At 40.9% G+C, this 24,125-nt stretch carries 19 protein-coding genes; 9 read left to right on the top strand and 10 right to left on the bottom strand.

Features of this window, described 5'->3' with window-relative positions:
- The first annotated feature begins 2 nt into the window (after positions 1-2).
- The 5 genes from citF to KDJ85_RS01090 all read left to right on the top strand — a co-directional run bounded on the left by citF (position 3) and on the right by KDJ85_RS01090 (position 6,016).
- Positions 3-1,529 (top strand): citrate lyase subunit alpha, encoded by a 1,527-nt coding sequence (gene citF, locus KDJ85_RS01110; protein WP_377210606.1) that lies wholly within the window; start codon positions 3-5, stop codon positions 1,527-1,529.
- Between the two features lie 2 nt (positions 1,530-1,531).
- A complete protein-coding gene (gene citX / locus KDJ85_RS01105) occupies positions 1,532-2,071 on the top strand; it encodes a citrate lyase holo-[acyl-carrier protein] synthase (protein WP_225818119.1) in 540 nt (179 codons plus the stop codon).
- On the top strand, positions 2,058-2,942 hold the full coding sequence (gene citG, locus KDJ85_RS01100; RefSeq protein WP_225818117.1) for a triphosphoribosyl-dephospho-CoA synthase CitG: 885 nt from the start codon (positions 2,058-2,060) through the stop codon (positions 2,940-2,942). The genes citX and citG overlap by 14 nt, the downstream gene beginning before the upstream one ends.
- Before the next feature lie 255 nt (positions 2,943-3,197).
- Positions 3,198-4,631 (top strand): anion permease, encoded by a 1,434-nt coding sequence (locus tag KDJ85_RS01095; RefSeq protein WP_219248974.1) that lies wholly within the window; start codon positions 3,198-3,200, stop codon positions 4,629-4,631.
- Positions 4,632-4,963: 332 nt separating this feature from the next.
- Positions 4,964-6,016 carry a 4-oxalomesaconate tautomerase gene (locus tag KDJ85_RS01090; RefSeq protein ID WP_225818116.1) on the top strand — a complete coding sequence of 351 codons (1,053 nt, stop codon included), beginning with the start codon at positions 4,964-4,966 and terminating at the stop codon, positions 6,014-6,016.
- Positions 6,017-6,060: 44 nt separating this feature from the next.
- Here KDJ85_RS01090 and KDJ85_RS01085 read toward each other — a convergent pair whose 3' ends face one another.
- From KDJ85_RS01085 to KDJ85_RS01070, 4 genes are all read right to left on the bottom strand, one after another.
- Complete coding sequence (locus KDJ85_RS01085; RefSeq protein ID WP_225818114.1) at positions 6,061-7,194, bottom strand: AAA family ATPase; 1,134 nt, start codon at positions 7,192-7,194, stop codon at positions 6,061-6,063.
- Positions 7,191-7,901 carry an RNA ligase family protein gene (locus KDJ85_RS01080; protein WP_225818349.1) on the bottom strand — a complete coding sequence of 237 codons (711 nt, stop codon included), beginning with the start codon at positions 7,899-7,901 and terminating at the stop codon, positions 7,191-7,193. Before KDJ85_RS01080 ends, KDJ85_RS01085 begins: the two co-directional genes overlap by 4 nt.
- A gap of 228 nt (positions 7,902-8,129) precedes the next feature.
- Positions 8,130-8,948, bottom strand: coding sequence for a VanW family protein (locus KDJ85_RS01075; RefSeq protein ID WP_225818112.1), 819 nt, complete (start codon positions 8,946-8,948; stop codon positions 8,130-8,132).
- An 826-nt stretch (positions 8,949-9,774) separates the two neighbouring features.
- On the bottom strand, positions 9,775-11,091 hold the full coding sequence (locus tag KDJ85_RS01070) for a CitMHS family transporter (RefSeq protein ID WP_225818110.1): 1,317 nt from the start codon (positions 11,089-11,091) through the stop codon (positions 9,775-9,777).
- A gap of 594 nt (positions 11,092-11,685) precedes the next feature.
- On the opposite strand from KDJ85_RS01070, the gene KDJ85_RS01065 reads away from it, so the two are divergent.
- The gene (locus tag KDJ85_RS01065; protein WP_225818108.1) at positions 11,686-12,777 is read left to right on the top strand and encodes an NADH:flavin oxidoreductase/NADH oxidase; all 1,092 of its coding nucleotides are present in this window, start codon (positions 11,686-11,688) and stop codon (positions 12,775-12,777) included.
- Between the two features lie 46 nt (positions 12,778-12,823).
- Here the strand turns inward: KDJ85_RS01065 and KDJ85_RS01060 are convergent, their stop codons facing one another.
- Positions 12,824-13,144 (bottom strand): hypothetical protein, encoded by a 321-nt coding sequence (locus tag KDJ85_RS01060; protein WP_225818106.1) that lies wholly within the window; start codon positions 13,142-13,144, stop codon positions 12,824-12,826.
- A 235-nt stretch (positions 13,145-13,379) separates the two neighbouring features.
- Positions 13,380-14,252, bottom strand: a complete 873-nt coding sequence (locus KDJ85_RS01055) for a DMT family transporter (RefSeq protein WP_225818104.1) — start codon at positions 14,250-14,252, stop codon at positions 13,380-13,382.
- A 358-nt stretch (positions 14,253-14,610) separates the two neighbouring features.
- On the opposite strand from KDJ85_RS01055, the gene KDJ85_RS01050 reads away from it, so the two are divergent.
- Positions 14,611-14,817 (top strand): 3-oxoacyl-ACP synthase, encoded by a 207-nt coding sequence (locus tag KDJ85_RS01050; RefSeq protein WP_225818102.1) that lies wholly within the window; start codon positions 14,611-14,613, stop codon positions 14,815-14,817.
- Positions 14,818-15,049: 232 nt separating this feature from the next.
- Here the strand turns inward: KDJ85_RS01050 and KDJ85_RS01045 are convergent, their stop codons facing one another.
- The gene (locus KDJ85_RS01045) at positions 15,050-16,522 is read right to left on the bottom strand and encodes an anion permease (protein ID WP_206083903.1); all 1,473 of its coding nucleotides are present in this window, start codon (positions 16,520-16,522) and stop codon (positions 15,050-15,052) included.
- A 675-nt stretch (positions 16,523-17,197) separates the two neighbouring features.
- On the opposite strand from KDJ85_RS01045, the gene cutA reads away from it, so the two are divergent.
- On the top strand, positions 17,198-17,545 hold the full coding sequence (cutA, locus tag KDJ85_RS01040; RefSeq protein ID WP_225818100.1) for a divalent-cation tolerance protein CutA: 348 nt from the start codon (positions 17,198-17,200) through the stop codon (positions 17,543-17,545).
- A 351-nt stretch (positions 17,546-17,896) separates the two neighbouring features.
- A complete protein-coding gene (locus tag KDJ85_RS01035) occupies positions 17,897-18,238 on the top strand; it encodes a carboxymuconolactone decarboxylase family protein (protein WP_206083901.1) in 342 nt (113 codons plus the stop codon).
- Positions 18,239-18,294: 56 nt separating this feature from the next.
- On the opposite strand, the gene KDJ85_RS01030 is transcribed toward KDJ85_RS01035, so the two are convergent.
- From KDJ85_RS01030 to betB, 3 genes are all read right to left on the bottom strand, one after another.
- Complete coding sequence (locus KDJ85_RS01030; protein ID WP_225818098.1) at positions 18,295-20,550, bottom strand: TonB-dependent receptor domain-containing protein; 2,256 nt, start codon at positions 20,548-20,550, stop codon at positions 18,295-18,297.
- 376 nt (positions 20,551-20,926) lie between these two features.
- Positions 20,927-22,603 (bottom strand): choline dehydrogenase, encoded by a 1,677-nt coding sequence (gene betA / locus KDJ85_RS01025; RefSeq protein WP_225818095.1) that lies wholly within the window; start codon positions 22,601-22,603, stop codon positions 20,927-20,929.
- A 39-nt stretch (positions 22,604-22,642) separates the two neighbouring features.
- Positions 22,643-24,121, bottom strand: coding sequence for a betaine-aldehyde dehydrogenase (betB, locus tag KDJ85_RS01020; protein WP_225818093.1), 1,479 nt, complete (start codon positions 24,119-24,121; stop codon positions 22,643-22,645).
- Positions 24,122-24,125 lie beyond the last annotated feature (4 nt).

Raw genomic sequence — 24,125 nt, 5'->3', positions numbered from 1 at the left:
AAATGACAACAAATACTCAACGTCAAACACGCGTAAGTGCTTACCTACAACCTAAAAGCGATGAAGCATTACGTGAATTTAAAGATATTGGTAAAGTCCAACAACAAGTTCAAAAACCAAGAAACCGTAAGCTATGTGATGACTTGCAAGTGGCTATTCGCCGCTCTGGTCTGCAAGATGGCATGACAATTTCGTTTCACCATGCGTTTCGCGGCGGCGATCTGACGGTCAATATGGTCATGCAAGTGATTGCTGAAATGGGTTTTCGTAATCTGACACTCGCATCAAGCTCACTCAGTGCATGCCATTCACCGCTAGTCGAACATATTCGTCACGGTGTTATTCGTAAGATTTATACCTCAGGTATTCGTGGCCCATTGGCTGAGGCGATTTCTCGTGGCGAACTTGAAGAGCCAGTGCAAATTCATTCTCATGGTGGCCGTGCAAACCTTGTGCACAGTGGCGAACTGCGTATTGATGTCGCCTTCATCGGTGTGCCGTCTTGCGACGAATACGGTAATGCCAACGGATATACAGGGTCCGCCAGCTGTGGCTCATTAGGTTATGCCAAAATTGATGCAGAAACAGCGAAAAAAGTGGTGATGCTAACGGAAGAACTACTGGATTATCCACACAATCCATCCAGCATCAAGCAAGATGAAGTCGACTATATCGTTAAGGTTAAACGTGTCGGTGATGCAGATAAAATCGGTGCTGATGCCACCCGTATGACCTCAAACCCAAGAGAACTACTGATTGCACGTACTGCCGCTGATGTTATTGAAAAATCAGGCTTCTTCAAAGAGGGTTTTTCATTACAAACGGGTACTGGGGGGGCATCCCTTGCCGTGACTCGCTTCCTTGAGGACAAAATGCGTCGCCACAATATCACTGCAGGCTTTGCCCTTGGCGGTATTACATCAACTATCGTTGATTTGCATGAAAAAGGCTTAATTCGCAAATTATTAGACGTACAAAGTTTTGATAAAGCGGCAGCAGAGTCTCTTTCTCGTAACCCGAATCATATTGAAATCAGTGCCAATCAATACGCCTGCTTTGACTCTAAAGGTGCTTCCGTCGACATGCTTGATGTTGTCGTACTCAGTGCTCTGGAAATTGATACACGCTTTAATGTCAATGTGTTAACGGGTTCTGATGGTGTTATCCGCGGAGCATCGGGTGGTCACAGTGATACCGCAGTCGCTGCGAAATTATCCATTATCGTTGCACCATTAGTGCGTGGTCGCATCCCAACGTTGGTTGATGAAGTCCTGACTTGCGTTACCCCAGGGTCAAGCGTTGATATTTTAGTAACCGACCATGGTATTGCCGTCAACCCTGCACGACCTGAATTGAAACAGCAATTAGAAAGCCAAGGTATCAAAACGGTTTCAATTGGCTGGTTAAGAGAACGCGCTCAGTTACTCACTGGAACACCTAACCCTATTGAATTTACAGATAAAGTGGTTGCCGTCGTGCGTTATCGTGATGGCTCTGTAATTGATGTTGTTCATCAAGTGAAGGAGTAACTATGTTTTGCCCACTGCCTGATACTCAAGAGCAATTTGAAATTTCCTTACCTGAGCTGTTGGCAAGCCGTGATGCCCGTCAGGCACGCCAGCAACAGTGGATTGGTCTCCATCAGGTAACCTTGATTTCATTTACTGTCGTTTTCCCAGGGGCTGTCAAAGACAATTCCCTTGTTAGACATGTATTTAATCAGGGCCTAAATGCGCTTAAACAAGTTGCTTTATGCAGGCAGTGGGTACTTTTATCTCAACAATCATGGGCATTACGCACTGGGCCTGAATGTTTAGTTGCCGTCGATGCCAATGCCATTGAAGTCAAAAAGGCATTAATTGAGGCCGAAGAACGCTCCTCTGTAGGACGTTTATGGGATTTTGATGTCTTTGATGCACAAGGAAAACAATATTCACGTAGTCAATTAAATCTGCCTGTAAGGCGCTGTTTAATCTGTGAAAAAGAAGCCAAAATCTGTGCTCGTCATCGCTCACACCCGTTGGCTGATATTCTTCTTCGCATCGAGGAGTTAGCCCATGGAACTTGTTAACTATTCACAAACCCTAAGTGACCAACTCACTCATTATTACAGCCAGTTAGCTTGGCAAGCTATGCTCGCTGAAGTGAATTTGACCCCAAAACCAGGTTTAGTAGACAAATACAATACAGGCGCTCATAAAGATATGGCGCTAACGGATTTTCATTTAAGTGCCAATGCCATCGCCAAATTTTTTCCATTATTTATTCAGGCTGGTGCACAACATAAAAACCTACCAATTAAACAGGTTTTAAGCAAAATTAGAACTATCGGGATGGCGTGTGAAACCGCCATGTTTCAGGCCACTCAAGGGGTAAACACCCATAAAGGCAGCATTTTTTCATTAGGTTTAGTATTAACCGCAATTGGTCGCTTAGCCGCATTACAGCAAACTGTGACACCCGTTGCGATTAGTCAATTAGTTGCAGGTATGTGCCAAGGAATTTGCGCTGAATTGATGCAACCTACGGATACTCCAACAGCTGGCCAACGTTTATATCAACAATTTGGTTTTACTGGAGCACGAGGGGAAGCTGAAGGTGGCTACTCGTTAGTTATCGACCATTCATTGCCCTTTTATTTACAGCAATTAGCGGCGCAACAGGATGCTGAAATAGCTTTAATAAATACATTAATTCTATTAATGAAATTTAATGATGATACCAATATTGCAAATCGTGGCGGCTTAAACGGTTTAATTTGGATAAAACAGCAAGCAACTATGTTATTGCAAGAGGGCATTAATCATCCTGATGATTTAGTCAAAGTAAAACAATTTGACCAACACTGTATTGAAAAGAATCTAAGCCCAGGTGGTAGCGCAGATTTATTAATTCTAACGTGGTTTTTTGCCCGTCTGCCTAGACAAGGCTTCGGTATTTAGCATTTAAAATTAAAACAACTTATATATTCACCAACACAGGAACCCATTCAATAATTTAATTAATAAAGATTAATAAAAATATATTTAATTAAGTAACAGTTATTGATTTAAAGAATTTATAACATATTGGAAATAGCTAAATAATGACAATGAATATCAAAATCATTATTCCTATTAAGGCATTGCTATACCTCCAATATGACGAAAAGCCGAATTCATAATATTTAAGTTTTAATTTCGTTAAGGATCAAGCCTATGCCAAAAGACAAAATCTGGAAACTGCTACTTCTGATAGCAATTCCAATCATTATCGCCTTAATACCGACTCCTGCGGGGTTACCGCATATCGCGTGGTTATTATTTGGTCTTTACCTCGCGGCTATTGTTGGACTGGTATTAAAACCTTATTCAGAACCTGTTATTTTGTTAGCCACTATTGCCGCAAGCGCCGTCATAATTGGTGTAACAGGTACCAAAGATGTTAAAGCCAGTGAAGTCTTAAGTGGTTATGCATCAGGGACAACCTGGCTGGTATTTGCGGCATTTACGCTAAGTGCTGCATTTGTTATTACAGGTTTGGGTAAACGCCTTTCGTACATTTTGATTGGTAAATTGGGCGGCACTACATTAGGCCTTGGCTATGTCACTGCGATCCTTGACTTAATTATTGCCCCAGCAACGCCATCAAATACCGCTCGTGCGGGTGGAATTGTTTTCCCAATCATAAACAGCGTGGCAGTAGCATTAGGCTCTGATCCTGAAAAAAGCCCTCGCAAAGCAGGCCACTACTTGTTAGTCAACGTATACATGGTGACCAAAACGACCAGCTATATGTTCTTAACAGCAATGGCACCAAACGCTTTAGCATTAGCTATGATGAGTGACATTATGGGTATTCATTTAAGTTGGGGTGGATGGGCACTCGCCGCATCGGTTCCTGGCTTAATTATGCTGATTTTGACACCACTGATGATTTATAAGCTGTATCCACCTGAACTCAAAAAGGTGAATAACAAAGAGATCGCAGCAAAAGGCTTAGCAGACTTAGGCCCAATGACGATGCGTGAAAAACTGTTAGCTATCATCTTCGTTATCGCACTGTGCGGCTGGATTTTCTCTGACTTTATTGGTGTGAGTGCATCCAGTGTCGCTATCGCCGTCATGGCATTAACCTTAATTTTAGGTGTTGTCACATGGGATGATGTGCTGAAAAACAAAGGGGGTTGGAACACCCTGATTTGGTACGGTGGTATCATCAGTATGTCAGGCGTTCTCACTAAAGCAGGCTTCTTTAAATGGTTAGCCGACACCATGAGTCAGTATCTCTCTTTCGGTGACCAAGCCATGTTAGCTTTCTTTGTTATCATGTTTATCAGTGTCGCCATTCGTTATCTGTTCGCATCAGGTGGTGCTTATGTTGCCGCGATGGTGCCTGTATTTGCCACTGTCGGTATGGTTGCTGGTGCACCGCCAATGCTACTGGCATTAGGCTTACTGTTCTCCAACGCATACGGCGGAAGCGTAACGCACTACGGTGGTGCCGCAGCACCAATCGTCTTCGGTGCAGGCTACAACGATATTCGTTCTTGGTGGATCATCGGTGGATTAGTCGCATTCGTTAGCTTATTCGTCCACATGACTATCGGTTTAGGTTGGTGGGAAATTTTGATTAGTATGGGCCTAATTTAATGCGTCCTATTTTAATTAGTCGCTAAATTATTCTATGGGGCACAATGTAATTTGTGTCCCTTTTTTAAATCTGACAATGACTATTTTGCGTTAACGATGGTGCGGCTTTGAATAACATGCGGGATCCATCCCCTAAATAGTTCAAATTGCAGCTAGGCGTCAAACGAAGGTATCCTTAGGAGCATACACAAGTATGTGACTAAGGTAACTGAGTGCAGACAACAACGCTGCGGCTTGAAATATGACGGGGATGAGGAGCATACACAAGTATGTGACTTGGGGTACCGATTGCAGCCAACACCGCTACAGCGTGAAATATGACGGATAACTTTATGAAAAAAATCCCCTGTACCCTGATGCGCGGCGGCACATCAAAAGGTGTATTTTTATTGGCGGACTCATTACCAACTGATATCAAACAACGTGACCAATTAATTTTAGATATTATGGGTTCGGGTCATCCGTTGCAGATTGATGGCATTGGTGGAGGAAGCCCACAGACCAGTAAGGTCGCCATTATCAGCCGCTCTGAGCATCCTGATGCGGATGTCGATTATTTATTTGCCCAAGTTGCTATTACTGAGCGTATTGTCGATACTGCCCCAAATTGTGGCAACATGTTGTGTGCTGTTGGCCCTTTTGCACTCGAAAAAGGGTTAGTCCCAATCACTGATAACGTGACTACCGTCCGTGTTCGTAATGTCAACACTGAAACCTTTGTCAATTCCACCGTACAGACCCCTGATGGCCAAGTACAATATGAAGGGAGCACCCAAATTGCGAGCGTACCGGGCAGTGCAGCACCTATCGCCCTCACCTTTTTAAATGCTAGCGGTGCCAAAACGGGGAAATTATTACCAACGGGTAATCCCATCGATACCATTGATGGCATTGAAATAAGCTGCATTGATATGGCGGTTCCCATCGTCTTAATCGATGCGCCTCAATTAAATAAGACGGGTTATGAAAGTGCCGCAGAATTAGAATCCGACAACGCCTTTATGCAACAACTCGAGTCAATTCGCATTAAAGCAGGTGCCATGATGGGGTTAGGCGATGTTACGAAAAAAGTGATCCCAAAACCCATTTTAATTTCACCTGCTACCCAAGGCGGCACCATAAATGTCCGTTATTTTATGCCGCAAAAATGCCACGGCGCACTGGCGGTGACTGGGGCAATTGCTATCGCCACCAGCACGATTTTACCCGATAACATTGCACAGCGTTATGTTCAATCTGTGGATATGAAAACCATTGCAATTGAGCATTTAAGTGGCAAATTTGAAGTTACCCTGAACCAACAGGGGAATTCTCCTGAAGGGCTACAAGCATCAATAATTCGCACCGCACGTAAGCTTTTTGAAGGGGATGTGTTTGTGCTGTAATTGGGTTAACCTGCCCTGTTAATTGGGCAGGTTATTCAATGTTATCAATCGAATAAATCGACAAACTTCCCATTAATATAATAAGACACACGATATGCCTCATCGGGGGTAGGTAACTCTAACTTGCCTGCCATACGCTCCATTACCTGTTCTGGTACGGCAAATTCCCGCTGTTGGTTTTGTTGACGCCACTGCTTATAAGGCACTTCTAAATACACTAAGTGTACTTTGGCGTGGTAGCGAGCAAACAGACTCACCATGCTTTCACGCAAAGAAGCACTCAGCGACGTTGCATTCCAAATAAAATCCGTTTTTGTACGCAAAAACTGTTTGGCCTGCTCTTTGCCTTGCTGCGCCACCCACCCTTGCGCATTTCTGTCCGTAGGGCTAATTTTGTGCTCACGACGAATTTCATCAAGACACACCATCTGGGTTTGTGGGTAAAATTGTTTCACAAAATGATCTTTACCCATACCAGGTAAACCACACAACATGATGACTTCACTGCCTTCTTCTTCAAAAGGTTGATAGTCTGGCATCCCCCTTTGGTGATGGAAGTAATGAAAACGCCCCGCCAAAGAAGCAAACTCTTTCGGCTTATCCCAACACCCTTGTTCGCGGCAAAACAACTCGAACAACTCAATACGCGCTAATAATTCCGCTTTGTCTTCACAAATGCGACCAATCGCATCTGCCTTTGCTAACATGCACAATAATGACATATCGACACGTAGCGAAGCAGCAAAGAGAGTGCGTTCGGGATCAGGTTTTTCCATCAACCATAAAGGTAAGCCGTGAAATCGGACAAGTGCCGCAATTTTTTCACGCACTGCAAATGGGGTGTCTACTTGGCGAAACAAGATATTTCGCGCGGATAGTTCCCCTTTTTTAGCATGCCCAGGAGAATGAATACGCCCCTCTTCATCCTCCCGCGTTGTGCTACGTTTTTCCACATCATGTAATAAAGCTGCCACCCAAACAATATTTTGCTCAAGCGTTGGAAGTTGCTGATACTCAGGCAGACTTTCAAGTGCCGCGATCACCATTTGGGTGTGAATCGCCACATTGCCTTCAGCGTGGTGCAACGCGTCTTGCGGGACATTTTTCATATCCCGAACAAAATCAAACTGAGCTTCAAGTTGCACCCAATCGCGGTTTTTCGTGAATTGCCAACTCATGATTGCTCCCCTTGTCGCTCAAATGCTAACTTTGCCCTTTGCCAATTGCGCTTCCAGTGAATATCTGTTTTTACGTGGTTTTTGCGCACATATTTAAATACGTGAGAGATAAAATCATCCACATGAAAACCTTTGCTATCACGGCTAACAATTCCCTCCATACTACAGGCTTGACCTGTATGCGTATCATGGGCAATAAATTGGCTATCTAATGATGCTGCTGCTATTAATGAGCGTGCATACTCTTGCTCAGTCATCTGTTTATTGACTGGCAGTACAAGCTGTGGAACGGTAGGAAAATCAAACAATGCCGCATAAAACTGCACTTCTTCCCAACTTAGCCAATACTCCCCTTGGCGCACTGCAAACACATAAAAATAATCTTCAATATGTTGATATTCAATGGAATGCACCGCGTAAAGGTTTTCACCGAATAGCTCAATATTCCCTAAATCATCTTTAATCAATTGCCACCGCTGGCGAATTTGTTGGCTCCACGCAGATTGTGTTGGTGCGCCATGGGAGCGCGCAAAAACACCATGACGATTCAAACAATTGTTTTCGCCATCGAGTTTTTCAGTGTGAATTAGCGTGTCGATACTTTGGATATGAGACCACCAATCACTGTTGATACGATCGTCGCTCGTCGTACCAGGTGAGAACGGATAATGATACGTTCTACCATACTTTCTTGATTGCATATTCATCATGCTTTCTCTAAAGAAATAGAAATCATCACAAACCTTTGCCAGATTTGCGTCTTTAAATATTGAGAAATCAAGTGTTGGTATTACATATCTATTCCGAGTGACGGCCTCATTTTTTGGATGCTAATAATGCCCTATTAGCCAATTAGAATTAAATTCAGCGGGATTTTAGACCAACAGTCAAGATAAAGGCTATCAATATATTCCTAATATCAACCGCAGTTGGCATTATGACGCCATTATTTGGCTATCATCAATGGCATATTTCACCACAACTTTATTACGATACAAGCAATTATCTTGTAATGTCACAGGTTCTTGGCCTTTAGTTATCACTTTCTGCCAAATTTCATTGTGGCGATAAACGATATTTTTTTCTCGAGTAAATTTATGATTTTTTTGGTAAATATGGTATTTCACATCACGAGGCTCGCTACATAATAACTCCCCTTCTAACTGGTGCTCCGCGATATTAAATACCAATTGAAAGGCGCTTTGTGTTGGGTTGTAAAATACCAAATCAATGTAGTTATAAAAGATGGCTGCACCTGAACCAAACGGTAATACACGGCCTTCATCAGGAAAAGGATCAAAACTGTGGTTGGCTCTCTCAACGACTTGCAGAGGCGAATGCAATATCATCCAGTGAATTAAATTGCTCAGTTGGCAGATCCCCCCGCCAATCCCAGAGCGAGCCTCACCAAAAGACAGCTCCATTCCTTCGACAAAACCACGGCGAGCCGTCGGCTTTCCAACCAAACGGCAAAAAGAGAAATATTCCCCTGGATAAATGGTTACGCCATTCATGGCTTGCACCGCAATTCGTAAGTTAATCACTTTGTTATGTTGCAGACGCAAATCTGAGTCACCCAATTTACGGATCAGCTTAGAGGTGTGTTTGTTATAGCGATATTCAAGGCGTTCGCTGGATTTCGCTTTCGAATAGTACTTAGAGGAAAATGCCCAGTGCAATCTTCGAGCCAGACGTTTTTGAGTCACACGCAGCCAATAAAGAATAGGATGATATGAGGAAAGCGGCCGACGCATAACAAAACCTTATTGATATAATTAACCAATAAATAATGTCACACCCGTTAATTTTCCAACATAGTAACTATCTGATAATTAGCAAGCCAATAATTCAATTAGCTACTTTTTAAATTATGACAATTTACATTTTGATTATTCAATAGATTTTGCGTCTGTCGCTAGGCGGCAAAGAAAGCCAATCCCGAGGAGCATACATAAGTATGTGACTCGGGTTGGCTTTTGAAGCCAACAACGCCGCCACATCGAAATTATGCCTTAAATAACACACGCGGATTATTCAATAGATTTTGCGTCTGTCGCTAGGCGGCAAAGAAAGCCAATCCCGAGGAGCATACATAAGTATGTGACTCGGGTTAGCTTTTGAAGCCAACAACGCCGCCACATCGAAATTATGCCTTAAATAACACACGCGGATTATTCAATAGATTTTGCGTCTGTCGCTAGGCGGCAAAGAAAGCCAATCCCAAGGAGCATACATAAGTATGTGACTTGGGTTGACTTTTGAAGCCAACAACGCCGCCATATCGAAATTATGCCTTAAATAACACACGCGGATTATTCAATAGATTTTGCGTCTGTCGCTAGGCGGCAAAGAAAGTCAATCCCAAGGAGCATACATAAGTATGTGACTTGGGTTGACTTTTGAAGCCAACAACGCGACAGCACTGAGATTATGCTTTAGCTAATGCACGCGGATTATTCAATAGATTTTGCGTCTGTCGCTAGGCGGCAAAGAAAGTCAATCCCAAGGAGCATACATAAGTATGTGACTTGGGTTGACTTTTGAAGCCAACAACGCGACAGGCCAAAAGATGAAGAATAATCAGTAGAGACCGAGAACTGCACCAATAGCAAGTAAAAAGAAACTAAACAACCAAATCCAGCCGAATGAGTAGCGCAAATGGCGTCCCATATCAATACCTGCTAACCCCATTGCTAACCATGCCGCCGGGGAGAACGGGCTGACGAACGTCCCTGCGTTATTACCTATCGCCATTGAGTAAACCACTGCTGATGGGTCAACACCTACAGTGCCTGCAATTTGTTGAATTATTGGCAACAGCGCAAAATAATAAGCATCTGTACTGGTGAAAATATCCATTGGCACACCGATAATTCCAACAAAAATATGCACTTTCGATACCCATTCCGTTGGCAAGATAGCGGTTAAGTCCATCGCTATCGATTTCAACATGCCACCTTCGGATAAAATGCCTAAAAATGCACCTGCGGCTAGAATAATAGCCACCATGCCAAGAGCCTGCGGCGCATGTTGTGACAGTACTTTCATTTGGTCTTTCGGGTTTGGAAAGTTGACCATCAATGCTAGCGAAAGCGCTATCATGAAGACATAAGGAGCTGATAATAAACCAAATGCTAAACAGATAACTGACGCGATAATCAACCCTCCGTTAATTAATGGTTTTTTAGGCTTATGAATAGTGTCCGTCACATCTGCCATATCATCACTAACGGGTAGCAAAGAATCCATTTCATACGGCGTCGTACCATTAAGTTTTGCAGCAGCAATACGACGTTTTTCACGCATTCCCATAATGACAGCAAATAAAACGGCGCCACCCATACCGATTAATTGAACAGGGATCAAATGCTGCCATAAAATAGAGGCATCTATACCCGTCACAGCTGAAGCACGACCTAGTGGGCCTCCCCAAGGAACCATATTCATAATCCCCATACTCGCACACATCAATAACAGCATTAAATATGGGCTCATACCAAGCTGACGATATAAAGGGAGAAGTGCAGGAATAATAATGAGGAATGTTGCTGCTCCTGAGCCATCTAAGTGCACAACACCCGCAATAAGTGTCGTCATAATACAGACAACAATAATGTTTCCCCGAGTCATTTTGACCATGAGTCGAATTAACGGGTCAAAAATGTGCAAATCTTTCATCAAACTAAAGAACAAGATGGCAAATAAGAACATTGCGGCAACTTTGGAAACTTTGTTAATACCGCTTTCAAAAAAAACAGATATTTCTGCGATAGAATATCCTGCTAATAAAGCGCCGAGAAAGGGAATACACGACATTGCAATAATGGGACTCACTTTTCCCATCATTAATAAGGTGACTATCGATACAATGATTAAAATACCAATAATTGTTAACACATGCGTTTCCTTCTTAGAATTATATTTTTCAGGTGAATGATTTTTATGTAATTAATTTGATAACCTTTAATATTCAACATTAATTATATTGAAGAATGGATTCACTCATTTCATTACGTATCAGTACCTTGCTTATATAAATCCTTCAGCCTACCCGCAAGTCTCATTGGCTATTTTTGCGGTAATAACAACTCATTTACACTTATTAAAATCACTATTTAAAATAAAAAAATAGCCAAACTCACTATTAGAACCATTAAAACCATAATAGTTAATTAATTCCAAAGGTAATTGGTTATTAATTAGTTAATTAATAACATGTGGAATTATCGATATATATAATTTCTCATTACTATTTTATTTTAATTTTTCTATCGTTTTTTTAATGAAAGTATTGTTTTTTATGCAGGTTAGAAAGGAAAATCTGCTTTTTATCTCTTTATTCAAATATGAATTAAATGACTTGATTTTTTTCTTTATCTTTCCTCTAAAAAATACTGTTTTCAAATCAATACCACACCATCTCACAAAAATCGCTTATTGATTCAGGTATAATATTAGGATAACTAAAGGCTACAAATAGGGAATTCGCGAATGAGTCACCTTTTTTCTTCTGCAGCAATGGGTCTGGTTTCACTAAAAAATAGAATTATTATTCCCCCGATGTGCCAGTATTCAGCTAATAATGGCTTACCAACAGCTTGGCATAGCGCACACTACATGAACTTGGCCTTATCTGGGGCGTCATTGGTGATCGTCGAGGCAAGTGCTATCGTGCCTGAAGGGCGAATTACTTATAAAGATCTTGGGCTATGGAATGACGAGCAAGCAACAGCCATGAAACAAATGCTGACTGATATTCGACAATATTCTGATGCTCGGTTAGGTGTACAGATTGCCCATGCAGGCAGAAAAGCATCCTGTGATCTTCCATGGTTAGGGGGAAAAAGCCTCAGTGAAACGGATGCCCATGGTTGGCAAACTGTCGCGCCTTCCCCTCTCTCTTTTGGTAATAATCCCTTGCCACGAGAACTAACTACTGATGATATCCAAGAAATTAAACACCAATTTATTAATGCGGCAAAACGGGCCGAACAAGCAGGTTTTGATGTTATAGAGATCCACGCAGCTCATGGCTATTTATTGCATGAATTCTTATCCCCTATTTCAAACCAACGCCAAGACGAATATGGTGGAAGTTTTGAAAATCGCAGCCGCTTACTAATTAATGTATTTCATGAAGTGCGTAAAGCGATCAGCCCTAATATTGCTGTTGGTGTGCGTATTTCCGCAACGGATTGGTTAGACAATGGCTGGGATGTTCCTGAATCTATCGAACTGTGTGAACAATTAGAGGAACTCGGCTGTGATTATATTCACGTTTCTTCAGGGGGGCTTTCACCAGAACAACAAATCCCGCTAAGTCCTAATTATCAAGTACCTTTAGCGCAAGCTATCCATGAACATAGCATGATGCCCGTTATTGCAGTTGGACTAATAACAGAACCGTTACAAGCAGAAGCGATTATTGCAACGCATCAGGCGGATTTTGTGGCCATTGGTCGTGGGATTTTATTTGAGCCCCGTTGGCCTTGGCGTGCGGCAACTGAGTTGAACGAGCAAATTAATGTAGCGCCGCAATATTTACGCAGTGCTCCCCACCAATTTAAAAATTTATTTAAATAATATAAGTACCCGCAGTGTTAGATAACTCACTGCGGGTTAGGCAATATTAACGCGCGTTTTGTGAACACTGTTGAACGAATTCAATCATTGTTTTTTGGAACTCAGGCTCTGCATTCCCTGATTTTTCCAATTCACCGTCCATACGTTTAAATTCACTTAAACCATATTTTTCAATCGTTTTATCGTATGCACAACCACAAATGGCGCTAATTGCTTTTGCAGTTTCGCCTTGTGGGTTACCTGAAGCCACCACACACGTATTCACAAAATTTTCTTTGTATTCTGCAATTTCTGATTTTTCATCGGAGCATGCTGATAACACGCTCATCACACCCGCCATACCCAATATTAACGCTAATTTTTTCATTTTTTGCCTATTTCCCCATTCAGCTTTCAATGCATAAACAAATGACAATGCATGCTCTTGTTCAGTATTTCGCTATTTTGGGTAATTATTGTCTATTTTCAACACTATTAATCTTAATTTACAGAATAAGAACCTCTTATTAAGATTAATATCCCCATCGATAAATCTTGCTATTAATCATAGTCGTTTTCTTTAAAAAAATCCGCAATCATTAATGTTTTTTTATCTATCAGTCTTATTTAGATAATGAGTTTGAACAACGCCAGCGGTAATAAAATAAAGAAAATAAAATCAGTATGCAGCCCACGATTTGAATTAGTGGCATACGTTCGTGATACCAGATGGCAGCAACAAAGACTGTCATTACAGGCTCTAAGATCATAATAATCGCTGCATTGGCTGCGGTAGTGTTTTTTTGACCAATAAGTTGCAATACAAAGCGTAAACTTGTCGCGATAACCACACTTGCCCCTAACCACATCACAGTTGGCGTAGTTAAACTTGTCGGCCATTCTTCTAAAAAGAGTGAAAGCACCAAGGCCACAATCCCTGTTGTGGCTAACTGTATCGTTGTTAAAGGTAAAAGAGGCACCATTCGGGTATACAAACTGGTATAACAAAAATAAATCGCTTGAACAATAGCGGCACCTAAAAACCACAACTGGCTCGCTTTAAATTCAAGCTGCGCTTTAAATAGAGTTAAACAAGCTAGCCCAATAATCGCCACTGGCAACGCTTCCCAAAAATATCGGCTTGGTCGATTTTTCAAGATAACCCATGCAACTAAGGGAACAAATAACATCGCAAGGCTCATAATAAAAGCCCCTTCCCCAATAGAGTCAGTTATCGCAACTGCATGGATCCACAAAACTAAATTCAGTGCCATCCAACCGCCTGTCATCAATATTTTAGGAAGTTGCTTCAGTGGAATTCTATTTCTTTTTCCTTTGCAAAAAGGGAGCAATATAATGGCAGCAAGTAAAAATCGCGTTCCCAGAAAAGCGAAAACAGGCATACCTTGAACGGCTTCACGCGAAAAAACCCACCCCCAAGCGGCAATCATCGTGGTTAATACCAAGAAGAATTCGGCTTTCCTTTGTGAATACATGTTTTCCTCTACATAAATTTGATCGCGAGTTTATATATCATACTGGCTTTTACAACCAAACCAATTACATTTATGGTCTTTACCTCACCAACTTTAAATTAAACATATCCCACCAAAAAATGTAAATATGACCTTTAAATTCCCCTTATTTCCCCTTAATGACGTTATTTCTATTTTTATCTACTCTTTTTTCTAGCAAAAATCCCAAGAACAAATATTTCTCCACCTAAAGGGGGAAATAGGCAAAAAAACTCGACAATTTTTATTCACTTTTTATCTGCGATAATCATTTCATCGTAACAACTTCTTATATTAATTAACGTATTACTGTTACTTATTACAACAAAGGTAAATTGCCATGATCATGAAAAATACTGTCTCAGCGGACAACGATATGGTCAAAAAAGTTAAGCTCGCTATTAAAACACGCAAATATGCTCATGCAGATGAAATCAATTTGTTATGGCAACATGCTTTGAATACCAAGACCGTGATCAGCTGGAAAAAAATAATGTCAGTTTCGATTATCGTTAGCACAATCATCTTAATAATCAGTACCTTGTAGTATTCAATGAACATAAAAATCGGGCAATTATGCCCGACTCAGACTGCTGACAAACCGATTAGGTTTGACTGCAGGTTGGATAGGTTTTGAAAATAAATTAGGAAAATCAATTTATTGATTTTCGGCTGATAACACAAAGCAGGAAAAACGACGCTTTTATCCTGCTTTGTCAACAACCACAGTCGGGCAATTATGCCCGACTTTTATTTGTCCTCATGTTAGCCGCGTGTTATTACCAGTAGCCCAAGAATTTCCACCAGACACTACCAATAAAGAACCAAATAGCGAGGTTAACAACACTCATCACAAAGCCGGTTTTCCACCATTCACCAAGTGTTGCATATCCCGACCCAAAGATAATTGGTGCAGTACCTGTTCCATAATGGGTCAACGACATCATTAACGATGATGAGAATGCGAGTGTCAGTGCTAATAGCATTGGAGGCGCACCTAATGCTAAACCTGCAGAGAAAAACGCTGCATACATAGCGGTAATATGCGCAGTGGTACTCGCAAAGAAATAATGGGAATAGACATAGATTAAAACAAGGATGAGCATACCCCATACCCAGCTAATCCCCATACTATCAATTGTGCTTCCGACAGTTAACGACATCCATTTAATTAGGCCTAATTTACCTAAAAAGCTCGCCATCATAACTAAAGCGGAGAACCAAACGACGGTGTCCCAAGCCCCTTTATTTTTCAATACGTCATCCCAATTAATCACGCCTGTTGCTAATAGAATACTGAGTCCAATAAAGGCAGCCGTTGTCGCATTAATACTATAAGCAGGCCCAAAGATCATCGCAGGTACACCAGCCCACATTAATAACAATAAGCCAAATACCCCTAAAGTGATCTTTTCAGGCAGTGATACTGGCCCTAATTGTTGTAAACGTTCTTTTGCAAAATTAGGTGCATCTGGCGTTGAGGTGATTTCAGGTTTATACATAAAATAAATAACGAGAGGCATTAAGATAAGCGAGACAATCGCAGGAACAAATGCCGCAATCGCCCACATTCCCCAAGTCAGCTCATTACTTTGGCTGGTTTCGCTAATAATCAGACTGACGATTAATGGGTTTGGCGCTGTTGCCGTAATAAACATCGCCGATGTAATCGGATTAATATTATAGTTTACTAAAGAAAGGTAGCGTCCTATTTTACCTGCCGTTCCATCTTCTGCCTTTGACCCAAAACTGTCAGATATTGAACGCATAATCGGGTGAATAATTCCCCCTCCTCGCGCAGTATTACTTGGTGTCACTGGAGCAAGAATGGTTTCTGCTATCGCAAGTGAATATGCAATTCCAATCGTTTTTTTACCAAACAATGAAATAACATAATAACCAATCCTTGCGCCTAAGCCTGTTTTATTCAAGCTCATAGAAACCATAATCGAGATACCAATTAACCAAATTAAATCATTTGAAAAACCACTTAATGCATCCGCAATAGCGCCTTTCGTTGACTCAGGGTTGGTGACTCCTGTTGCTGCAACTAATGAAATAGCCACAATAGAAACCCCACCAATTGGCAAAGCTTTACCAATAATAGCGGCGATTGTTCCGACAAATAGCGCTAAAAGATGCCAAGCATTGGGATTAACACCCTCAGGTACTGGAATTAAAAACCAAATGACAAGTGTGATGACAACTGCGATTAATGTTGGTACAGGTTTTAAAGGTGTAAGTTTATTCATAGAGTTATCCATACATGCCTAAAGATGGAAATACAGAGTATATTCAGATAATTATTTTGATTTACATCATCATGTTAACAATGTAGAACCTAAAAACTTTGATCGTTATCAGTTAGTTACTTTGTTTCAGGAATAAAGTAACTTTTTTTTGTAAAAATTGGTTATTACTAACATTCCAATAATACTAATGCCATTATTGAATACAAAAAGCCCTTACTTGCTTTTAATAACACAAGAAAAATATTTACTCGCTAAATTGGTATTTTACATATTTATAATGTATTTAGGTCTATCACATATAATAGCTCAACTTATTATCTTAATTTTCTTAATATACTAAAATTTCAATTTTTTTTATAATTTAACCTTGTTTTTTGTAGGCTGAATCGAATTAGTTACACTTTAGATATAAAAGAACGCATTCTTTAAATATATACACATAATATTTCTATTATATTTACTAGTGGAAAAACACGAGAGATGAATAAACAATCAACATTAGATTAAAAAACAAGCAATATGACTTGTTATTTGATATATAATTGTAACTTTAAATGATAATTTTTTTGTACATTTTAAAATGTCCTTTTAGATATTCATACTCATTCCATATTATTGTCTCTAATCTGCCATTTATTACAGTACTCTTCTTAATATAACCATCGAGGAAATAAAATGACTATCAATAGCCAGCACAGTAATAATTCTCAACCATCTTGCATTGTATTATGCACAACCAATAGTCAAGAAAGCGCAATTAAAATCGCACAATACCTTTTAGATAACCAGTTAGCTGCTTGTGTTTCTTTATTGCCTGAAATAATATCCTTATACCTTTGGCAAGGTAATATCACAAAAAATAAAGAAATTTTACTACTAATTAAAACGACGCAATCTAATCAACTCAGCATTTTTGAGGCGATAAAAAAAATACATCCCTATGAAATACCTGAATTAATAAGGCTTGACCCAAGTCAGGTTGAGGATAACTATTTACAATGGCTAATTAATTCCGTCAAATAATACTCTACTCAAATGATTTTTAAATTTTTTTTCCATTATTAATCAACATTTGATGTGTTTTTGAAAAATAATTCATCTGGTCGGGTATGGTTTACATTCAATCAGTGGTATATAAGTAGACTCGCTTTATATTTATTTTCCCTCCTTAGCTTTTTTGGGAGGTTTTTTTTTGCCCATTTTTAGTGTTCACTTCCCCCCACCCCATCAACTAAAATAAAAAACCATATTAAATCAACTTTTTAAAATTTTAAATCATCACTAGCATTACCACTTAATTTTGGTTGATAATATATAAAAAAACATTATATTGATTTACATTATATTATTTTATTAACTAAAAGTGAGGAAAAAATGTCTAAATACAATGATGTTACCCAACATATCAGTAAACACCTTCCAGAATTAGGTAAACATATTCCTGACGTTATGAAACACTTTTCGGGACTTGTGAGTACTGGCGTACAAGATGGTGCCCTTGATAAAAAAACCAAAGAGCTTATCGCTATTGGGATCGCAGTTGCAAACCGCTGCGATGGCTGCATTGGTTTTCACACCAAAACATTAGTTGAACTAGGCGTAACAGAACAAGAGTTAGCTGAAGCACTCGGCGTTGCTATCTTCATGGGCGGTGGCCCATCCGCCATGTATGCGGCTGAAACTATCAGTGCATACAAAGAGTTTTCAGCCAAATAAATAATGACTGTGATATTGCCTTAGATTTCATAATCTAAGGCAATCGAAATAGCCTCTTAGAAAGTCGCCTCAAGGCCCAGTCTGAACGTCCTTCCTGGAATTGGCATATAAATAACGGTACCTGGGTCAAATGCATAGCGATTGGTTAGGTTATCAATATTGAAATTCACATGAAGATTTTTTTGAATAGAATACTTCCCTAATAAATCAAAAGTCGTGGTTGCATGTAACTTAGTAACAGGGGCTGCAGCTGTTCCCGCTAACCATTTTTGTGGGTATTCCTTGCCTGCGTTATAACGCACACGTAAGCCTGTTTGTAATTTCTGATCAAACATTTTCACTCCCACTATTCCAGAGACGACCTTTTTCGGTGGAAGGCGCGATGGTGATAATCCCCATGCAAACCCAACTGAGTTACAAGCAGCGGGTAAGTTGCCTAACTCCATTTCATCACGAGAACAAAGCTCTGAATTGTTATAGAAAGTCGCATCTAACGAGCCGAAAGCATAATTAGAGTCATATTTCACTTCAATTTCATAACCTGAAAGCTTGAAACTATCATAGTTTTTCATGACAACATAAGGTGAATAGACACCCGTTGGGTTTACCCCTTGGGAAAGATAGCCTTTAATATCATTATTAAAGTACCCCACACGCAAACCAGCAGTATCTTCATCAAAAATCAGGTTGTTTTTTTCAAAATCGATTCCAACCTCAAATGATTTTGCATGCTCTGGTTTAAGTGGCACATCGGGTGTATAAGAATACGTTTGCCCAGAAACTGTGGTTTCAAATAGGCTTGGCTCACGGTAACTGTCTGAATACTTAGTATAAATATCCAACTCATCAGTCACATGAAAACGCACTTCACCTAAAAAATCATTTTTCGGGCCATAACTAATGCTTTTCCCTAATACATGGTCATCAACATCAAAGGAGTGAATACGCCAACCCGCTAATGTGCTAACCCACTCACCTTTATATTCCATATTGGTAAATGCCGACGTATTTTTTCCTTTTGCATTGCGTGTCACTGGTGTTAACTCCTCACCAGGGATCGTACCTTCTGGAGTCCATATCGGTTGGTACATTTTCGTTAACGGCTTCGTTTTTTGCTCCATAAATTCTACGCCGTAAGTCACATTAATAGGGTAACTTGCAAACTCAGAAGTATTTTCTAAGTTAAACCCCATGCGCTCATCGGTATAACGATGCTGATATTGGTTACCATAATTTGCAGTAACATCATCAGTCGTGCCATTACGTTGCTTAAATTTACCTTTTGTCCACCATAAACCTAAATTCACATCCACCCACAATGAATCAGGTTTATAGGAATAATTCAATGATGCGGTATCGATATCTGCCGTTCCGAGTGACCACTGTGGCATTTTTCCGTCAGATTGATACCAATATGCAGCTAAAACTTCCCCTGCTTTTTGTTCATGACGGCGGTAATTTAATTCCAAACTTGAATAAGGATTAATATAGATATTGGTTTTTAACAACGTTGATTGACTTTCATAACTGGTATTGACCACCTCCTGCCCTGGTTTTATGGGAGCATCTGTAGTTGAATATTTATGGTAGCCATTCTTCCCTGCCAAAAAGTTGCCTTGCTTTCTATCACTGTGAGCAATCAATACGTCGAATTTTTCATTTCGATACGCCATTCCTACAGTCATTGAGCCATTATTAAAGTGTGAATTTTTAATCCCATTCGATAAGCGGTACTGTGATTCGTTTTTTTCATCTGATGCCACTGATGGACGGCGATTATTATTGTAAATATTCCCCTTAAATAAAAAACCGAATTGGTCACCTTGGGGAATAATACTGTTCGCCGATAAGGTTTTTAATTTCACCGTTCCCCCGATAGCACCACCAGAGAATTTACTCATCGACGCCCCCTTTTCAATATTGATGGTATCGACCAAATCCATATCAATATAGGTTCTGTCCGTACTGCCTTGGTAGCCTCGCCATGTATTGGTAGATTGCAAGCTGCCATCAATAACAATCGGCACTCGCCCATTACCTTGCAAACCACGAATACCGATATCTAATGCACCCGCTTCATTTCGGGCATTATTGACCTGCAATGAACTTTCATTCGCAAATATATCGGAATTGGTTGTTCCCCGAACCGTTGAAACATCTTTGGTATCGATTTGTTTACTATTCGACTTTATTTTACTGGCAGTGACCGTCAGTTTATCTTTATGAGGTGTAGTTTGAGTTTCATCCGCAAATGCCGCACTTGATGAACAAATAACAAGTAAGCTAATTATTTTTTTATTTTGAAATATCATTTAAGTAATGCCTTCATTAATTAATGATTATTTTATTGAGACGATAAAACCCCGTACGGGCAGATTTAAATATCCCTACTGCCATACTGGAATTCATGAATTTCATTGTAAGTTTATAGGTTACGCTTTAAATGAAGCTAACAGAAAAACCTTATTTATTGAGTGGTTACGTACTTATTTCTCCTAGGAATGCATTGATGCATAAAATATACACCAACGATAATAATGATCAAGATAATAATAAATATCATTTGCATTATTATTATCATTTGTTTGTTTATCAATAAAATATTTATTCAAACGTAAAAAAAGCGACAATACTCAACGTATCGTCGCTTAAGGGAATTAAAGACTGCTAATCGCTTAATATAATGCGTTATTCCTGTGGCTGTCTCCGAACAGGAGCGCCATCCGCCACATAATATTCTGCATCGCTTGCAGCTAATGGAGGGCGATGACGAATTTTATCTGCAATTTTCTCAGCGATCATAATGGTCGTTGCGTTCAAATTTCCTGTAATGATAAGAGGCATGATCGAAGCGTCCACCACTCGTAAGCCACTAAGCCCATGCACACGCCCTGAACCATCCACCACCGCCATATCATCATTGCCCATTTTACAAGTTCCGCAGGGATGAAATGCCGTTTCGGCTCGTTCCCGAACAAATGCGTCGAGTTCTTCATCCGTTTGAATATGCTTGCCCGGGCTAATTTCCTCTCCCCGATAAGGGGCAAGTGCTGGCTGCGCCATAATTTCTCGCGTGATACGTATCGCTGCGCGGAACTCTTCCCAATCCTGCTTTGATGACATGTAATTAAATAAAATGCTTGGGTGTTGACGCGGGTCTAATGAGGCTAAACGGACTCGGCCGCGACTTGGTGAGCGCATTGAACCAACATGAGCTTGAAAACCATGTAAATTTACCGCATTACTACCGTTATAATTTATGGCTACAGGCAAAAAATGGAACTGAATATTCGGCCATGCAAATTTATCGCTGGTGCGTATAAAACCACCTGCTTCGAATTGATTACTCGCGCCAATTCCTGTGCCTTTAAATAACCACTGTGCGCCAATCATCGGTTGGTTATACCATTTTAATGCGGGGTATAAAGAGACAGGCTGTTTGCATTCATATTGCAAATACATCTCAAGGTGATCTTGCAAGTTTTGCCCAACACCTTCTAATACATGCACTTTTTCAATATTAAACTCATTTAATACTTCTTCGGGACCAACGCCTGAGCGCTGCAAAATTTGCGGGGAAGCTATTGCTCCTGCACATAAAAGCACTTCCTTTTGCGCTTTTACCGTTATTGCCGTCGTGCTATCACCTTGGTAATATTTGACCCCTGTCGCCTTTTTCCCTTCAAACTCAATGATATCTGTTGTTGCATGCGTCACAATTGTCAGGTTTTTTCGCCCTTTAGCTTGGTCTAAATAACCACGGCCTGTACTCGCACGTCGCCCTTGTGGTGTAACAGTGCGATCCATTGGGCCAAAACCTTCCTGTTGGTAACCATTTAAATCGTCAGTTCTTGGATAACCCGCTTGTACGCCAGCCTCCACCATCGCCTTAAACAGCACATTATTGCCCGTTTTTGGTGTTGCGACACTCACAGGGCCATCTCCGCCGTGATAATCATTTGGCCCTATATCACGGCTTTCTGCTTTACGAAAATAGGGTAAGCAGTCAAGATAGCGCCAGTCTTCAAGGCCTGGTGCTTGGGCCCACCCATCAAAATCCATCGCATTTCCACGGATATAGCACATGCCATTAATTAATGAAGAGCCACCGAGCCCCTTTCCACGGCCACATTCCATACGACGATGATTCATATGAGGTTCTGGGTCAGTTTCGTACGCCCAGTTGTAACGACGCCCTTGCAACGGATACGCCAATGCGGCTGGCATTTGTGTGCGAAAGTCGAGCCGATAATCTGGCCCTCCTGCTTCTAGGAGCAGCACAGTAACTTCAGGATCTTCTGTCAGGCGTGTAGCAAGAACGTTACCGGCTGAACCAGCACCGATAATAATATAGTCATAGACCATTGTTATCTCCTCTGTTTCAGTCAAACTAAAATGATGTGATTAGAAAACGGATGAAAACTCCCCAAGTTCAATTTGAATAGATTTAATTTGTGTGTAGTTTTGCAGCGTTATGATGCCATTTTCGCGACCAACACCTGAGTGCTTATAGCCCCCCACTGGCATTTCTGCCGGGGATTCCCCCCATGTATTGACCCAGCAAATACCTGCTTCTAACTGATGGATAACACGATGAGCACGTGTTAAGTCCTGTGTGACAATGCCCGCTGCTAGCCCATAGACGGAATGATTTGCACGCGCAATAACTTCATCTTCAGTTTGGTAACTTAAAATACTCATCACTGGGCCAAATATCTCTTCTTGTGTGATTTGCATTTCATCACGGCAATCCGTAAAGACAGTCGGTGCCACATAGGCGCCCTTAGCAAAATCCCCTTCGACAAGACGCTCACCGCCACACAATAACCGTGCCCCTTGTTGCTTACCTAATTCAATGTAACGTAATACATTTTCCATATGAGGAAAGCTAACTAATGGCCCAAAATTGGTTTCTGCTACAATCGGTGAACCAATCTTAATTCGTGCAACCCGCTCTACAATTTTCGCTTCAAATTGTGTTTTGAGGGATTCAGGAATAAACACGCGGGTTCCATTGGTGCAAACTTGACCTGAGCTGTAAAAGTTGGCCATCATGGCAATATCCGCTGCTTTATCTAAGTCTGCATCATCAAAGATAATTAACGGGGATTTGCCACCCAACTCCATGGTGACCTCTTTTAAGGAAGAGGCAGAAGCATTGGCCATCACTTTTTTCCCTGTCGCTATCCCGCCCGTGAATGACACTTTTGCAATTTCTGGGTGTTCTGTGAGCCACTGCCCGACTTCTCCCCCTTTACCCGTTACCACGTTAAATACCCCCGCAGGGACACCCGCTTGCGTATAAATTTCAGCAAGTTTAAGCGCAGTTAATGACGTCACCTCACTGGGTTTAAAAATCATCGCATTGCCTGCTGCAAGCGCAGGGGCTGATTTCCACAACGCAATTTGAATCGGGTAATTCCATGCGCCAATCCCAGCGACGACCCCCAAAGGTTCACGGCGTGTGTAGGCGAATGAACTTTCCCGCAATGGAATTTGTTGTCCTTCAAGAGCTGGAATCAGGCCTGCATAATATTCAAGGACGTCAGCTCCCGTCACAATGTCCACATATCGGGTTTCAGAAAGCGGCTTTCCTGTATCAAGGGTTTCAAGGTAGGCGAGTTCATCATTGCGTTCACGTAAGATATCCACTGCACGACGTAAAATTCGCGAACGTTCCATTGCCGTCATTGCCGCCCACACTTTTTGCCCTTGTTTGGCACTTTCCACAGCCCACTGAATATCTTCTTGGCTAGCTGATTGGAGATTGGCAATCACCTCGCCATTGGCAGGGTTGATCGCAGGGAATTGGTCGCATTGTGGTTGCGAGCTATCAATATAACCACCATGAATGTATAGCTGATGTAGTGGTGGGTTTGTCATATTA

This window comes from Providencia vermicola, from assembly GCF_020381325.1.
Taxonomy (GTDB): domain Bacteria; phylum Pseudomonadota; class Gammaproteobacteria; order Enterobacterales; family Enterobacteriaceae; genus Providencia; species Providencia vermicola.
Note: the sequence above shows the minus strand (reverse complement) of the source record. Positions and strands in the feature narration are given on the sequence as shown.

Excerpts from the sequence above, each read along its gene's own strand:
- citF (WP_377210606.1), top strand. The coding sequence starts at position 3 with ATGACAACAAATACTCAACGTCAAACACGCGTAAGTGCTTACCTACAA.
- citX (WP_225818119.1), top strand. The coding sequence starts at position 1,532 with ATGTTTTGCCCACTGCCTGATACTCAAGAGCAATTTGAAATTTCCTTA.
- citG (WP_225818117.1), top strand. The coding sequence starts at position 2,058 with ATGGAACTTGTTAACTATTCACAAACCCTAAGTGACCAACTCACTCAT.
- KDJ85_RS01095 (WP_219248974.1), top strand. The coding sequence starts at position 3,198 with ATGCCAAAAGACAAAATCTGGAAACTGCTACTTCTGATAGCAATTCCA.
- KDJ85_RS01090 (WP_225818116.1), top strand. The coding sequence starts at position 4,964 with ATGAAAAAAATCCCCTGTACCCTGATGCGCGGCGGCACATCAAAAGGT.
- KDJ85_RS01085 (WP_225818114.1), bottom strand. The coding sequence starts at position 7,194 with ATGAGTTGGCAATTCACGAAAAACCGCGATTGGGTGCAACTTGAAGCT.
- KDJ85_RS01080 (WP_225818349.1), bottom strand. The coding sequence starts at position 7,901 with ATGAATATGCAATCAAGAAAGTATGGTAGAACGTATCATTATCCGTTC.
- KDJ85_RS01075 (WP_225818112.1), bottom strand. The coding sequence starts at position 8,948 with ATGCGTCGGCCGCTTTCCTCATATCATCCTATTCTTTATTGGCTGCGT.
- KDJ85_RS01065 (WP_225818108.1), top strand. The coding sequence starts at position 11,686 with ATGAGTCACCTTTTTTCTTCTGCAGCAATGGGTCTGGTTTCACTAAAA.
- KDJ85_RS01060 (WP_225818106.1), bottom strand. The coding sequence starts at position 13,144 with ATGAAAAAATTAGCGTTAATATTGGGTATGGCGGGTGTGATGAGCGTG.
- KDJ85_RS01055 (WP_225818104.1), bottom strand. The coding sequence starts at position 14,252 with ATGTATTCACAAAGGAAAGCCGAATTCTTCTTGGTATTAACCACGATG.
- KDJ85_RS01050 (WP_225818102.1), top strand. The coding sequence starts at position 14,611 with ATGATCATGAAAAATACTGTCTCAGCGGACAACGATATGGTCAAAAAA.
- KDJ85_RS01045 (WP_206083903.1), bottom strand. The coding sequence starts at position 16,522 with ATGAATAAACTTACACCTTTAAAACCTGTACCAACATTAATCGCAGTT.
- cutA (WP_225818100.1), top strand. The coding sequence starts at position 17,198 with ATGACTATCAATAGCCAGCACAGTAATAATTCTCAACCATCTTGCATT.
- KDJ85_RS01035 (WP_206083901.1), top strand. The coding sequence starts at position 17,897 with ATGTCTAAATACAATGATGTTACCCAACATATCAGTAAACACCTTCCA.
- KDJ85_RS01030 (WP_225818098.1), bottom strand. The coding sequence starts at position 20,550 with ATGATATTTCAAAATAAAAAAATAATTAGCTTACTTGTTATTTGTTCA.
- betA (WP_225818095.1), bottom strand. The coding sequence starts at position 22,603 with ATGGTCTATGACTATATTATTATCGGTGCTGGTTCAGCCGGTAACGTT.
- betB (WP_225818093.1), bottom strand. The coding sequence starts at position 24,121 with ATGACAAACCCACCACTACATCAGCTATACATTCATGGTGGTTATATT.